This is a genomic window from Mycobacterium sp. NGS16 (assembly GCF_059813225.1).
In genome coordinates, this window is record NZ_JCALEE010000011.1 from 126,479 (window position 1) to 140,358 (window position 13,880).

Sequence of the window (13,880 nt, forward strand, 5' to 3'; positions counted from 1 at the left end):
GGCCAGGCAGACGGGCCTCTCCTGTTCCGAACCGGACTGTGTGCACGTGCCGTTCCCCGTACCCCGGTGTCAACGGCGGCCGAAAATTGACCCCTTTTCGACGGGTGAGTTCTAAGGTGAATTCGTCCGGTCCTCGCAACACACGGACAGAATCAGAGTAGTCCGCGAGTGAAGACGAGGTCGGGTGTACGCCAGTCGAGGATCTTGCGTGGGCGGCTGTTAAGGAGCTTCTCGGCGCGGGCCAGATCGTCAGGTGTGTAGATCGATAGATCTTTGCCCTTCGGAAAGAACTGCCGCAGAAGGCCGTTGGTGTTCTCGTTGGTGCCGCGCTGCCATGGGCTTCCCGGATCGGCGAAGAATACCCCATCCTCGAAATGCACAGCGAGGACATCGTGGCACGCCATCTCCGAGCCCTGGTCCCACGTCAGGGTCCGTCGCGCAGCATCGGGCAACGCGGCTAGCACGGGCCCGAACGCATCGGTGAAGGCTTCGGCGCTGTGCCCGTACGGCAGGTGGATCAGGCGCACGGCCCGGCTCGTCCGGTCGACCAGAGTGCCGATCGCTGAACGACTGTGCTTGCCGACGATCAAGTCGCCTTCCCAGTCACCGACCCGGGTGCGGGTCTCGACGATCGGCGGGCGGCAATGAATCAACATCGCCGGAGCCACAAACCGCGGAGTGCGCTCGGTGGCCTTACGGCGCCGCTTCCGCAGCGGCCGGCCGGTGCGCAGCTTGGCCGTCAACGCCCTGCTCAACCCACCCTTGCGGCCGAGATACAGCGCCTGATAGATCGTTTCGTGGCAGACGTGCCATTCCGGTCGGTCGGGATACTCGCTGCGCAGCCACGCACTGATCTGCTGCGGGCTCCAGGTGTCTTCAAGCTTGCCTTTCACCAGATCCCGCAACTCGGGATCAACGACCAGAGAGCCTGCGCGCTGGCGGCGGGCGTTGTCGCGGGCACGCGCGTGAGCGAGATCGGCGTCATAGGCACCTTTGTCGTGCGGCTTGAGGTGACGACGAAGCTCCCGCGACACCGTGGACGCCGCACGCCCGATGCGCCGGGCGATCTCCCGGACGCCGTGCCCGCGCTCGCGCAAAGTCGCGATGCGTTGGCGCTCCAACAGCGTCAGATACCGAGACGAGCGAGCCTCCTCGGCCACCCGCGCCGGCGGCAGGCCGCCCGCTTCGGCGCGCCATCGATACCCCGTCTTGCGGCCGATCCCGATTTGCCGGCAGGCCTCCACCGTCGGCACCCCGTCCAGGATCAGCTTCCAGTACTCGTCTTCTAACACCAGCCGTCGCTTGCGGCCCCGTCGCGTCATCTCCACACCCCTTCAATTACCAGGAGTGTTGCGACAAGCCTTAGAACTCACCCGTCGACACGGGGTCAGTTTTCAGGCGTCGCCGACACCCCGGAAGGACCCGCCGAGCTGACCCCGGACCAGGGCTCGACAGACATAGGCCTTCGCCGTGACATGAGCGGCTCGGCTCCTCCATTGTGAGTTTGACGAGGCTGCAGGACTCGCACCTAACGGCACTACGGCCCGCGCACTTGCTCCCTCCAAAGAGGCTTTCGACACCCCGCTTAGCCCGCCGCCTCTCAACGACGAACCGGGGCCTGCTACCCCGCGCTCCGGTGCCTACCGGGACGGGACTTCCACCCGCTAGTCCAGTCCAACTTGCAGGACGCAACAAGAAGCGAACTATAAGCAACTCTGGGCCGACGAGGCCGTGGTGCGAAGCCGGGTCGCAGCCTTGTCCAAGGATCCAGCCGATCCGAGCCCGCCGGCAAGGCTGACCACCGACGTCGCCGTCGAGTCGACGGCCCGCCGCGGGTGGCCGTGCTTCGAGCTGCTCCCGCGGAACGTAGTTCCCGCCGGGCGGGCACTGTACTTGCATGGGGGCGCCTATATTCATGAGATTCGAGACTTGCACTGGATTGCGCTCGCCGACCTCGTCGCCAGAAGCAGGTTCCATCTGACGGTACCGATTTACCCTCTCGCACCCTCCGCGACCGCCGACACTTTCGTACCAACGTGCGCGTTACTTATCGAAGACGTCGCGAGCAATGAACAACGGGGCGAGTCGATTACAGTGATTGGCGACTCTGCGGGGGGTGGCCTCGCGTTGGCCGCCGCGACGATGCTGTCCGGCCCGGCACTGCGTGCATGCGCCCAACTTGTGCTTATATCACCTTGGATCGACGTCGCTTTCAGCGACCCGCAAGCTGCAGAGATAGACAGCCGGGACCCGATCTCTGCAGTTGCCGGGCTACGCGTGGCTGGCGACCTTTACCGAGGAGATCTGGCCCGCGAGCACCCCTGGGTCAGCCCGATCAACGCTGACCTCACCGGTCTCCCACCCCTCATGGTGTTCTCGGGGACCCGGGATGTATGCAACCCCGCAGCACGCCAGCTGTGCGAAAGAGCCGCCGCGGCAGGCGTCGACGTCGACTTCCACGAAGGCCTCGATCTCGTCCATGTTTACCCGATCTTGCCGTGTGATGAAGGTGTCGACGCGCGCCAGACGATCGCAGATGCACTCATCGCCGGCTCACACGGCACCCTTTGTTAACGCACGGCGCTGTCATTGTTGTTGCGCACCTGGCAGATCGTCCGTCACATCAGCTGGGGGTGTGTCGCGTTTGCTACCGAATGTAGTCAGCCAGGGCGTTTCCTATTGCGGCCTCGCCCAATGCGTTCGGGTGCAGCGGCAGCGCCGGATGCATGACAGTGTAGCCCTCTATGTATCGGTCGTCCGGCGCCGCGCACACGTCGTGGCCGATGGTTAGGGGTCTAGTGTCGAAGTACTCGATTTTCTTGTCGGCCGCGAGTTCCCTTTGCCGGTCGCCGATCTCGTCAATCTTTGATTGAAGGTAGGCGCCGTCTTGCGGGAGAATTGGCTGCTCGGGAAAGCACCCTCCCGGGCGCATATACGTTCCGTAACCGACAATGATAATGCGCGCGTTGGGCGCCTTGGCTTTGAGGGCATCGATCATCGCCGCCCATGCTGGCACCTGGGCGTCAATTCTTGCGGAAAGCTGATCGCCTCCGCCACGGTATTGATCGGAGCACGGCGCGGCACCAGGCGAGGATGTCCTGCACTGCATCACAATCGGCCACAATCCTATATCGACAGCGCCGATGCTGACGGTGATCAGTGCGGTGTCACTGCTGACCGCATCGATCTGCGATGGCACCGGACCCGCCGGTGTCTGTTCTGCTTGGTGCATGATGTCATTCGTGGTTGCGCCGCCACAGGTTACGTCGGTGAAGTCGCTCGGCGCCAGCCGGCGGGCCAGAACCGATGGGTAGTTGTTGGTCGATTTGCCGCAGCCCAGCGGCGGGACAGGCTCTGGAACCGATGGCGCCGCCGCATAGGAGTCACCCAGGGAGACGTATTTGAGCTGCGTGGGCGCCGGTTGCGCGCTCACCGAAGACACGGCGGTCCAGGTGGATGCCAGCGCTGCGACCAGCGCTGAGCCGGTCCGCAGCAAGAATGCTGACGTCAGTTTCATAGTTGGGATGCACCGCCGTCCACTGCGAATTCGGCTCCGGTGGTGTACGTCGCTTCAAACGCGAGGAAGGCGACCGCCTTGGCGACCTCGTCGGGCTGACCGAGGCGTTTCATCGGATTATCCTGGGCCATTTGGTGTTTCGTCTGTTCCGCGTCTTCTGGGGGCATCGCTTTGGCGAGGATCGTTGTGTCGATGGGACCGGGACTTACAGCGTTGACGCGGATGCCGCGCGGCAGCAGTTCGACGGCCAAGGTGCGTGCCATCGAGCGCAGCGCCGCCTTGCTGGCCGAGTAGGCGCTGACCAGTGGCAGCCCCATTACGTTCACGACCGAGGTGGTCAGCACTACCGCACTGCCCTCGGCCATGAGCGGGACGAATCTTTGCACGGTGAAATATGGCGCCTTGGTGTTGAGGGCCAACAAGTCGTCGTAGACCGCCTCGGTCATACTCTCGAACGGCACGAAGTGGGTTGAACCGGCGTTTATGAACAGTAGGTCGACGCTTTCGAGCTCGGCCTTCGCTCGGTCGGCGAGGGCGTTGATGGCGAGCATTGAAGTGGCATCGCTTTGGATTGCGATTGCATTCGGCCCGAGAACCTCAGAGGCAGATTGCACTGCGGCCTTGGACCGCCCTGTGACCAAGACGCGAGCTCCTTTGTCGAGCAGGAGCTTTGCAGTGGCTAGCCCCATTCCGCTTGTCCCGCCGGTGATCACCACACGCCGTCCGCCATATTGCGTCATCTTCAGCCTTCCTTGAGATCGTTCGCGGAGTCAGGACTAAACCCAGCCCATCGATCGTCGATCGGGGTCACCCGTCATCGGACACCCCCGATCGGGGGCTGTTTTCGGTGGCCGCGCGCTGCGCCCCGAGCCCAGCTACGCCCGGGACACAGTTCGGTGCTCCAGCGACGAGCACGCGCACAACCAAAACCTCCCGCCGTTCGAACTGCCCTGTCCCAACAAGCTCCGATGCTATGTCAGTGTCTGACATGACGCTACCAGCGATAGCAGTAGCTGTCATCAATAAGCTCATCTACACCGGTGGTGGTATCACTACCCGACTGACGATCTCGCGACCGGCCGGCACGGCGTCGACACCATCAAGACGGACGGCGCTTCGCAGATCGACGACATCGCAGAAAGGTTGCCGCGTTGGTCTTGGAACGGTCTCATCTCTCATCAGCCGGCGGGACAAGCCTTGGGGACTGGCATGATGATGGAGTGATATCAGTTGCTGTCATCAACTAGAGTCGGCAGATATGGGCCGGTGGGAACCCAATGCGCGCGGCCGCCTCGAGCAAGCGGCCTTAGAGCTCTACAGCCACCGTGGATTCGACCAAACCACCGTGGCGGAGATTGCTCAGCGTGCAGGGTTGACGGAGCGAACATTTTATCGGTACTTCGCCGACAAGCGCGAGGTGTTGTTTTGGGGTGAGGACGCCCTGCGTGACTTGTTCGTCCAAACCGTTGCCGGTGCCCCTGACCACGCAGGACCGCTTGACGCGGTCGCTGCTGGGCTCAAGGTTATTGGCATTCTGTTCGAGGGGCGCCCGCGCGAGCAGCCCAGGCAGCGCCAAGAAGTCATTGCCGCCAACACGGCGCTTCAGGAACGCGAATTGATTAAGCTCGCAAAACTCGCCTCGGGTATCGCCGAGGCGCTCCGTCAGCGAGGCGTCGCACAACCGGCCGCGAGCCTGGCCGCAGAGACTGGGGTCTCGATCTTCAAAATCGCCTTCGACCGCTGGGTCGACGACAACAAACGCACGTTGGCACAGCTGATCGACGAATCGCTTGGCGAACTCAAAGCACTGGCCGCGTACCGATCATCGCGGCCAGGTCGGCACTGACCGCAGCGCGCAAAGGGCTTCTCCACGTTGGCGATATGCATCGACCAAGGTGATGACAGTCCCTGTCGTAATATGCTATGCTGATGACAGTTTCTGCCATCAGCGAGGCCGTGGATGAGGGTCTGAGCTGCCCAGACGGTCGACAACAAGCAAGGAGCGCCCTCGAGATGACTCCCGAGAACATGGCTCTGTGGCTGCCAAAGGCCCGAGGCCGGTTCGAGGTCGGACCCGCCCCCTACACAGCGCCTGCGGCCAATGAGGTGGTCGTGCGCGCACATGCGATTGCGGTGAATCCGATCGACGCGGCACCCGGGTTCGCCTATCGGGTGATCCTGCCGTGGCTGACGTTTCCCGCCGTCGTCGGCTCCGACGTCGCCGGCGAAGTTGTCGAGGTTGGATCCGCCGTGACGCGGCTGCGGCCAGGCGATCGCGTCGTTGGCCATGCGGCAGGGATAGAGCGCGACCGCAACCGGGCCGCAGAAGGCGCCTTCCAGCTCTACGTCGTGCTCATGCAGCACATGGTTACGCCCATTCCTGACGATCTGTCCTTCGAGCGCGCTGCTGTGCTGCCGATGTCAGTTTCGACCGCGGCATCGGGCATGTTTCAGCAAGATCAGCTCGCGCTACGGCTGCCCACCACTGATCCCAAGGACCGCGGCGAGACAGTCCTGGTGTGGGGCGGGTCCACCAGCGTAGGCAGTAACGCGATCCAGTTGGCGCGCCATGCCGGCTACCGCGTCGTTGCCACCGCCTCGCCTCACAACTTCAGCTACCTCCGCTCGCTGGGTGCCGCCGCAGCTGTCGACTACCACAGCCGAACCGCCGCCAGGGAGCTCATCGACAAGATCGGTGAAAGTCCCCTCGCGGGCACGCTCGCAATTGGCAGCGGCTCTCTGGCACCGACCCTGTCGATCGCCGCGGAAGTACCCGGTAGCCGCCGTATCGCCTCCGCGCAGCCCGCGCTGTTCACGCGGATTGAGTTGGCACGCCGACGCCGCCACGGTGTTCGGGTGAGCTCCATTTGGGGCGTAAGCCTCAAAGACAACGAAGTCGGCCCGGGCATATACGAGGACTTCCTGCCGGACGCGTTGGCGAATGGCACCTACCGGGCCGCACCCGACGCGGTGGTTGTCGGCGAGGGACTCGAGAAGATTCCCGATGCGCTTGACGAACTACGGAAAGGCGTGTCTGCCAAGAAACTTGTCGTCAAGGTATGACCGCAGCGAAGGCGATGCCGCCGAAATGCGCAGACGTCTAACTGGTTTCCCGTCATAAGGTGCAGAAGGATGGCAAAGGCAACAAAGCCCGGCCTCGGCGCGTCGTTGTTCGACCGAGCCGTCGCATCCTATTGGAAGCTGCCCAAGGCAACACATCGCTTCCGGATTGAACGCGACCTCGCCGTACCCATGAGGGATGGGATCACGCTGTTAGCCGACCACTATGTTCCCGCCGGAACGCAGGGCCGCGGAACGATCCTGATGCGCACACCCTACGGGCGGGGTCTCCCCTTCAGCATGGATGCGCGGCTGTTTGTCGGACAGGGCTATCACGTGGTGGTGCAAAGCTGCCGCGGCTCGTTTGGTTCCGGTGGCCAGTTCACGCCGATGGCCGCCGACATCGATGATGGCCAAGACACCATGGGGTGGTTGCGCGCGCAGCCGTGGTTCGACGGGCGACTAGCCACCTACGGGGCGTCTGCTGTGGGATGGACGCAGTGGGCCCTGCTGGTCGATCCGCCGCCAGAGCTGCGCACGGCGGTGATTATCGCCGGCATTCATAATGCCGTCGAGTTCGGCTTGGGCACAGGCGCTTTCCGTCTCCACGACCTACTCACGTGGTCGAGGGTGATTGTGAACCAAGAGCGGTTCGGGTTGCTCGGTGTCATGTGGGTCTTCGCCCGCGCCGCTAAGCTCAATGCCCGCACCGTCGCGGCCCTCCCCCTGGCCGAGGCCGCCGACATTGCACTCGGACATCAGGCACCGTGGTTCCGCAAGTGGCTGTGTAACCAAGACCTCAGCGACCCGTTTTGGGAGCCCTACAACGCCAGCGCCGCGCTGGAAAAGGCGTCGGTGCCAATCCGGCTGGTCGTCGGTTGGCAAGACCTTCTCCTCACCCAAACCATGCGCCAGTACGAAGTTCTGCACGAACGCGGACTCGACGTCACGCTCACCGTCGGGCCATGGATACACCAGCAGGTAGTTAGCGGCGCAAACGGGCAGCTTGGCGCCGACAACCTTGACTGGATGGCCGAGCACCTGGCCGGTGAACCCGTCGCCCGCAAGCACCAGCCCGTCCGGTTCGCCGTCACCGGCACCGACGACTGGCGTGAACACCCGCACTGGCCACCACCAAGCACCGAACAGGTCCACTATCTGGGTCCAAGCGGACAGCTCACCACGCAACAGCCCCAGACCGGCACCTCCTCGTTCACTTACGACCCCGCTCATCCCACGCCGACGGTTGCTGGGCCCCTGATCGACAACCACGCCGGAGTGCGCGACAACCGCGACCTCGAAGCCCGCCCAGACGTGCTGACCTTCACCACCCCCGCGCTGGCCGAAATGCTGGAAATCATCGGCACTCCCGTCGTGGAACTGCACCACAGCACGAGCAATCCGCACGCCGATGTGTTCGCCCGGCTCTGCGATGTCGACGCGAAAGGCCGCTCCCGTAACTTCTCTGAAACTTTCCTACGGCTCGATCCCGCCACCGGGGACCGGCTGCTGCGGCTACGTCTACACCCCTGCGCACACCGGCTAGCCCCCGGCCACCGGCTCCGACTACAAGTATCGGGCGGCTCATTCCCCCAGTACCTGCGAAACGAAGGCACCGGCGCGCCACCAGGCACCGGCACCGAACTACGCGCGTGCCGACACACCATCCACCACGGCCAATCCCGACTGATACTTCCCACTCCCGCATAGATCACCAACCCGTACAGCGCATTAGGTGATACAGGCGCAGCCCGTCGCCCTCATCACCACGTGCGGGAATCAGAACCAATTGCTGCACTGAGAATTTGACCCAAGGAGAAATGCCTGATGTACCTGACTCAGGGTCTGCACCGCGCCGTCCAGGAAACGCCGGACGACGTGATGACGATCTGCGGAACTCGCCGGCGCACCGTTCGGGACGTGGCAGGCCGAGTGGCCCGGCTGGCGGGCGCCCTGCGGACGTTAGGTGTCGAAAGCGACGACCGCGTATCGATTCTGGCCTTGAACTCCGACCGCTATCACGAGTATCTGTTTGCCGTACCGTGGGCGGACACGGTGCTCAACCCGATCAATATTCGCTGGAGCGCCGAAGAGATCGCCTACTGTCTGCGTGACTCCGCATCTCGGGTCCTGCTGATCGACGATGCGTTTATACCGATGCTGCCCAGTCTGTACGAAGCCGTGCCGACGCTGACCGAAGTGATCCACATCGGTGACGGCCCCACACCCGACGGCATGACCGCATACGAGGATCTGATTGCCGGGGCGGGGCCGATTCCCGATGTGCGCCGAGGCGGGCGCGCGCTCGCCGGACTCTTCTACACCGGGGGCACCACCGGCCGCGCCAAGGGCGTCATGCTCTCCCATGCCAACTTGCACGTGTCCTGGCTCGGCTCGGCGGCTACAGGTTACGGCTGCCAGCGTGGCTCACGAACCTTGCACGCTGCACCGATGTTTCACCTCGGTGACCTCGCAGCATGGGGTGCGACGGTGCTAGTCGGCGGTAGCCATGTGTTCCTGCCGACCTTCAGCCCGATTGGCGATCTCAGCTGACGTAGCCGACGCCATACTCGCCGCCTCGACGCTGGAAAGACCTTCTCGATCAGTTCTTCATGATGGGAGACGATCTCGTTGGGCCTGAGGCCCGCACCCAGACCCAGTGCGACGATGCCGCCCGCCGAAGTACCAGCAATGAGATCGAAGGAATCACTGATTGTGACGCCCAGATCCTGCTCCAGACGCGCAAGCACATGCGCGGTGAACAGCGCCTTCGTGCCCCCTCCGTCGAGTGCGAGGATCTGGAAGCGGTCGGCGCACGACCCGGCCGGCTCGGGTTCGGTTGCTGGATGGACCTGCGCGGCGGATTCGCCAGTTCTCCCCGGCGACGTATCCTTGCCGAGGTTGGCGGGCGTTGCCGGAACTACATCCATGTAACTAGATTACGCCGCTGGGCCGACAAGGCCCTAGCCGTTATTGACACCTGGCGTAGACCTGCGCAACACCCGGCGTATGCTTCCCTGCTCCTGCTCAGCATTCTTTTCTTGGCTCCCGTTGTCTCAGGCCATTCACAATGGCACTGGACACCGACACGACCCGAAGTGCGAAGACCTGCAGCATGCGGCTACATCATCGCGACACGATCGCGACATGGCGCCGGAGCAGCGCCCGCACTCTGGCCGGCACCCTCGTCGGCGGACTGGAGATCATCTGCGCTGCCACACGCGCAGCATCGCCGCGCTCGCCGGCCTTTGTGATCTTCGGGTCGTCCAGGCGCCACGGTGCTGCGCGGTATTCGGGTTGTGACGCCACGATCTCCAGCAATGTCTCGATGTCCTGGAGGTCACGTTCGGCGTCGCGAACGGTACGTGCCAGCATCTTCAGCACGAATGCCGCCTCGACGTCGGGAACCGGGACTTCGAACTCAATCATGTCGCCGTCGGTGAGCCGGGCTGTAACAGCGACTTTGATCGGCGGCAGGGCCAGCGCCACGCGCAGTCCTGGCGCTCCGTCGAAGGCTCGTTCGCCGATGATCTGCTTGCCCGGTTTGGCTGCGGCGGGAACCAGGAGGTCAACCGCTTGCTCACCTCGCTCGTAGCGGTTGCCGCACTCAGCGATGTACCCCAGCGCGGTGAGCCGATCGTGGAGGTCGCCCGTGGTCGCCACGTTTACGTCGATCCCGGTGTCTGCGTCGGAGGTCAGCCGCGGTATGCCTGGCACGTTGTAGACATGCCGCAGCAGCCGCACCATGTGACCGCCGATGACGCGGTACTCGATGTCGGCGGCGACAGCGGCCACGTCGCGCAGCGCACGCATTCCGTTGTCTTCGGCCACCGCGGTGCATGCCATCACGACCGATGCTGTTCCGGTCACCGGTGCACGATCCAGTCGCCGAGACGCTGCGGCGCACCGTCGCCGAGATCGGCACCGTCGCTGAGGTCCTGAAGCGCAATCACTGGATCCACGGTGATGATGTCGGAACGCTGCCTATCACTAACCCGCAGCCACCAGGACGCGGTGGTCCAGACTGTCGGATCGGCGGGAACCCGCACGGTCAAGGTCGCTTCCTCGGCGGTGGCCTCCACCAGGCCGAACTCGGAGAGGTCAACCAGTTCTTTGGCGTAGACCAGACCTCTGGTTGGTACCCGCCACGGTTGCAGGACGTCGGCGGCGACCTCGCCGCCGGCAAGGATCCGTACGGTGAGCTCCGCACCGAGTCGGGTCGCGCTGCGCACCTGCTCCAGTACCGGATCCATTCCATACCAGTACGTTTCGACGAGTCCGCTGTCTGCGGGGACTGATGCCAGTTTCATCATGAGTTCCCGGCGTGCAGCCTCGGTCATGGGCGTGTGCGGCAGCGGATCCTTCTCGGTCATCTTGGACACCGCCTGCTGGCTGACTGCGATGGCGGCAGCGATGTCGCGTTGGCGGAGGTGGTCGCGCGTGAGCACACAGATCCGTTCGGCCGCCCGCCTGCGCCAGCTGCGCTCGCTGGCTGCGCGGTGTGGCCGCCCGGGTGTGGGCGTTCGGTAGGTTCGCCCGGAGAGCACCAGTTCGCCGGTACTGCCGACGCTGAGATCCACGTCGATGTCACCCAGGAGCGCCGAACGTGCCTCGTCTGAGATGGTCTCGCAAACCACGAAGACGCGGCGGCCGGGATGGCGGCGCACATGACCGAGGACGGCGGCCGGAGATGGCACGCGTTCTGCCAGTACTAGGTCCGCTACCACGGGGCGGCCATCGATCCGGTATGTGATGCTGTGTGCATCGCCAGTCACCACCTGAACGCCGGCGTCGACCAAGCGGGCAGGAATCGAGGCAGACAGCACGCCCCTACTCTAGCAGTGAGCACTTGTCAAACAACCATTTGCTTAGAAACAGAGTTCTGGTTGTTTGACTTAAGCCGATCAGTGGCGTACAGCAATGCCGGTGATTGACACGTCACACGCAGGATGAAGCCGAACGGGGCGACCGTCGAAGACGCCGGGCAGGCTGTGGAGCTACTTTGGCGTCTTCGCGGTGGCGCCGACATTGCTGGCAACCGCTGACTCTTAATCAACTGCGAACACGCCCGGTCACCGCTTCCCGTCGTTCCGATGGCAGAGGCGGGCGACAGTGACGCGACCGTTGTAGCGGTAAACCTCCACGACGTATTCGGTGCCGTCCGGGCCGCGCATGGTCACCGTTGCGCGGTTGTGCTCGAAGTCGTTGTCAACCGAGACCACTGCGAGGTCGCCAAAGTTCACCTCGTAGCGACGGCACAGCCGCGCCCGAGCGGTGTGCACGGCATCGTCCTCACTGATAGGAGTCAGTTTCTTGCGCTCGGAAATGCGGTCTAGAAACGCCATGACCTTCGTTGCAGCGATGGTCCCGCCGGCACCGCCTGCCATGTTGATGAGCAAGTCGTACGACGCCCCTGCGGCACCCCAATGCACGACGTTGTGCTGCTCGGACAACGTGTAGTTGGGCGGTGCAAGGGCTTCCAAGAGAGCGACACGCAGGCGAGCGCGGTCCGTGGTTTCGCCGGAGTCGATGGTGACGAACCATTCTTCGGTCGGTGGCGCGAGGCGGTCGGAACCCAACACCTTCACGTGGATACGAGCCTGATCTGTGTAGCGCTCGTCTACCTCGGGACCTTCGCTCACGCGTACATCTCCGACCATTTCAGAATCGTTGGCTCAAGTAGGTCGGGGTAAAACTGCTTCCGACTTGTCGCCACCGCCTGTGCCCGAGCTTCAAACAATGCCACAGCACACTCGGCCATACCGACCGCTGCGGCCAGCCCGTCCGCGACCATGCCGAAAGTGTTCAACTCGCCCTTCACGTAGTCCGCCGCCCACTTGAGGCCGTGGACGAACCCTGAACCCAGCATGTAGAACCGCTCCACCCCTCGTTCGAAGTCGCCGAATAGGCCTGCGTCGTCGTGTAGCGGGACGTTCTCGTCAATCCACTTTCCTGCGTTGGTCACAAAACCGGAGGAGTTGGGTACTTTGGCGCGACTCAGGCCCTTCATCATGGCTCCGCGCTCGCCGAACAATCTGACGTGCTCCTCAAACTGCGCTGTGAGCGGATTGTGCTCATAGTCAGGCTCAGCTTGCAGCCGTCGCCGCTCAACTGCATGAAAGCCCCGTTGTGCGTCTAACTCCGAGTATGTGAAGCCGATACAGCGTGCGCGCCTCTCGGCGCGATCCGTGGGCGCGAGCAGCCAGATGGTCTTTGCCGCCGATTCCAACGCCGTACGACACAGCGCGCACAGCGACGTGATGTGGGCGTTCTTGGTCTGCGGCCGAAACTCGATGAGGTCAGCGGCTGCAGCCAAGTTATCGGTTGCCTGCATGATGGGGAACAGCGCGGTGACATAGACCAGGCCCCCAAGCTGAACCATGAACCCGTCGTCATCAAGCGCCAGGCTGCTGCCGGGGTCGTACGGCTGAGGATGCAGACCCCAATCCTTCAGTGCCCGGCCCCTTTTGGCCCTGGCGTAGGTGCGCTGCAGAACGGCCAGCCGAGGGTCCGTCATTACCATGTACTCCCTAACCCCGTCGCCGTTGAAGCCCGATTAGTTGACGTATTCACGCGCGTGCCCAAAGCGGTACCGCAGATACGTCCAATAGCCACCCAACCCATGGTTATCCATCTTGCCGAGCGCTCGGAGATACCTGTGGACATCGGCGTCCAAACGCGCAAACGCAATGTTCATGCAGCGCTCGTTCTCTGCCATTAAGTTGCCGTACTGCACCTTCGAAAGCTCCTGGCGAGGCAGGTCTAGGCGCGCCCTGCCGTGGATGTCACGGACAATCGAATCGAGCCGGTCGAGATGGGAACGACTGGGCGAAATGAGGCCGTCCTGATGAATCTGTTCGAGCGACTTGACACCTACTTGAGGCGCGCGGTTGATTGCCTCCCATCCTTCCCGTTGCAGGTGCAGATGACAGAGCAAGTCCATCTCGCGCAACTGCGTGCGGAGGCGGTCCCGCAGCTGGCGTTGATTTCCGCTGCGTGCGGTCCAAAAGCTGGCCCCGAAGGTAATCAATCCTGCGAGCCCCGTGGCGATGCTCAAGTAAGCCGCAGCCGTCTGCATAACACTCACCGTCCAGCCGCCATCCTCAGCAGAAATTCGGTGCGCGCGGGCTTGATGGACGACACAACCGGAACCATACGGCGGGGACCCGACACGACGTGGGCGGCGCGTCGGCTAGCTGATTGCGTCCTCTTCGATAACTCACGCCGTAAATTCACTGGTCAACGACTCAGCTCAAAGACCTCAACCCGTGTCGCAGGTGGCCAAGTCCCCCCTCGGACACCG

The 13,880-nt window shown here is 63.4% G+C and carries 14 protein-coding genes; 5 read left to right on the top strand and 9 right to left on the bottom strand.

The window, feature by feature from the left end; all coding sequences use genetic code 11:
• Positions 1 to 152: 152 nt before the first annotated feature.
• The gene (locus AC5Y4Q_RS19765) at positions 153 to 1,322 is read right to left on the bottom strand and encodes an IS30 family transposase (protein WP_499960072.1); all 1,170 of its coding nucleotides are present in this window, start codon (positions 1,320 to 1,322) and stop codon (positions 153 to 155) included.
• A 412-nt stretch (positions 1,323 to 1,734) separates the two neighbouring features.
• Here AC5Y4Q_RS19765 and AC5Y4Q_RS19770 point away from each other — a divergent pair, with 412 nt between their 5' ends.
• Positions 1,735 to 2,574, top strand: coding sequence for an alpha/beta hydrolase fold domain-containing protein (locus AC5Y4Q_RS19770; protein ID WP_499960073.1), 840 nt, complete (start codon positions 1,735 to 1,737; stop codon positions 2,572 to 2,574).
• 73 nt (positions 2,575 to 2,647) lie between these two features.
• Here the strand turns inward: AC5Y4Q_RS19770 and AC5Y4Q_RS19775 are convergent, their stop codons facing one another.
• On the bottom strand, positions 2,648 to 3,517 hold the full coding sequence (locus tag AC5Y4Q_RS19775; RefSeq protein WP_499960074.1) for an SGNH/GDSL hydrolase family protein: 870 nt from the start codon (positions 3,515 to 3,517) through the stop codon (positions 2,648 to 2,650).
• The gene (locus AC5Y4Q_RS19780; protein ID WP_499960075.1) at positions 3,514 to 4,257 is read right to left on the bottom strand and encodes an SDR family oxidoreductase; all 744 of its coding nucleotides are present in this window, start codon (positions 4,255 to 4,257) and stop codon (positions 3,514 to 3,516) included. Before AC5Y4Q_RS19780 ends, AC5Y4Q_RS19775 begins: the two co-directional genes overlap by 4 nt.
• Positions 4,258 to 4,775: 518 nt before the next feature.
• On the opposite strand from AC5Y4Q_RS19780, the gene AC5Y4Q_RS19785 reads away from it, so the two are divergent.
• The 4 genes from AC5Y4Q_RS19785 to AC5Y4Q_RS19800 all read left to right on the top strand — a co-directional run bounded on the left by AC5Y4Q_RS19785 (position 4,776) and on the right by AC5Y4Q_RS19800 (position 9,130).
• Positions 4,776 to 5,363 (top strand): TetR family transcriptional regulator, encoded by a 588-nt coding sequence (locus tag AC5Y4Q_RS19785; RefSeq protein ID WP_499960076.1) that lies wholly within the window; start codon positions 4,776 to 4,778, stop codon positions 5,361 to 5,363.
• A 167-nt stretch (positions 5,364 to 5,530) separates the two neighbouring features.
• Entirely contained in the window at positions 5,531 to 6,580 is a 1,050-nt protein-coding gene (locus AC5Y4Q_RS19790; RefSeq protein WP_499960077.1) for a zinc-binding alcohol dehydrogenase family protein, read from the top strand.
• 69 nt (positions 6,581 to 6,649) lie between these two features.
• On the top strand, positions 6,650 to 8,287 hold the full coding sequence (locus AC5Y4Q_RS19795; protein WP_499960078.1) for a CocE/NonD family hydrolase: 1,638 nt from the start codon (positions 6,650 to 6,652) through the stop codon (positions 8,285 to 8,287).
• A 117-nt stretch (positions 8,288 to 8,404) separates the two neighbouring features.
• A complete protein-coding gene (locus AC5Y4Q_RS19800; protein WP_499960079.1) occupies positions 8,405 to 9,130 on the top strand; it encodes an AMP-binding protein in 726 nt (241 codons plus the stop codon).
• On the opposite strand, the gene AC5Y4Q_RS19805 is transcribed toward AC5Y4Q_RS19800, so the two are convergent.
• From AC5Y4Q_RS19805 to AC5Y4Q_RS19830, 6 genes are all read right to left on the bottom strand, one after another.
• The gene (locus AC5Y4Q_RS19805) at positions 9,034 to 9,507 is read right to left on the bottom strand and encodes a patatin-like phospholipase family protein (protein WP_499960080.1); all 474 of its coding nucleotides are present in this window, start codon (positions 9,505 to 9,507) and stop codon (positions 9,034 to 9,036) included. The two genes, AC5Y4Q_RS19800 and AC5Y4Q_RS19805, sit on opposite strands and share 97 nt — an antisense overlap.
• Positions 9,508 to 9,703: 196 nt before the next feature.
• Positions 9,704 to 10,447 (bottom strand): hypothetical protein, encoded by a 744-nt coding sequence (locus AC5Y4Q_RS19810; protein WP_499960081.1) that lies wholly within the window; start codon positions 10,445 to 10,447, stop codon positions 9,704 to 9,706.
• A complete protein-coding gene (locus AC5Y4Q_RS19815; protein WP_499960088.1) occupies positions 10,444 to 11,355 on the bottom strand; it encodes a hypothetical protein in 912 nt (303 codons plus the stop codon). The genes AC5Y4Q_RS19810 and AC5Y4Q_RS19815 overlap by 4 nt, the downstream gene beginning before the upstream one ends.
• Before the next feature lie 294 nt (positions 11,356 to 11,649).
• Positions 11,650 to 12,219, bottom strand: coding sequence for a hypothetical protein (locus AC5Y4Q_RS19820; protein WP_499960082.1), 570 nt, complete (start codon positions 12,217 to 12,219; stop codon positions 11,650 to 11,652).
• A complete protein-coding gene (locus tag AC5Y4Q_RS19825; RefSeq protein WP_499960083.1) occupies positions 12,216 to 13,094 on the bottom strand; it encodes a hypothetical protein in 879 nt (292 codons plus the stop codon). The genes AC5Y4Q_RS19820 and AC5Y4Q_RS19825 overlap by 4 nt, the downstream gene beginning before the upstream one ends.
• 39 nt (positions 13,095 to 13,133) lie before the next feature.
• The gene (locus tag AC5Y4Q_RS19830; RefSeq protein WP_499960084.1) at positions 13,134 to 13,655 is read right to left on the bottom strand and encodes a hypothetical protein; all 522 of its coding nucleotides are present in this window, start codon (positions 13,653 to 13,655) and stop codon (positions 13,134 to 13,136) included.
• Positions 13,656 to 13,880 lie beyond the last annotated feature (225 nt).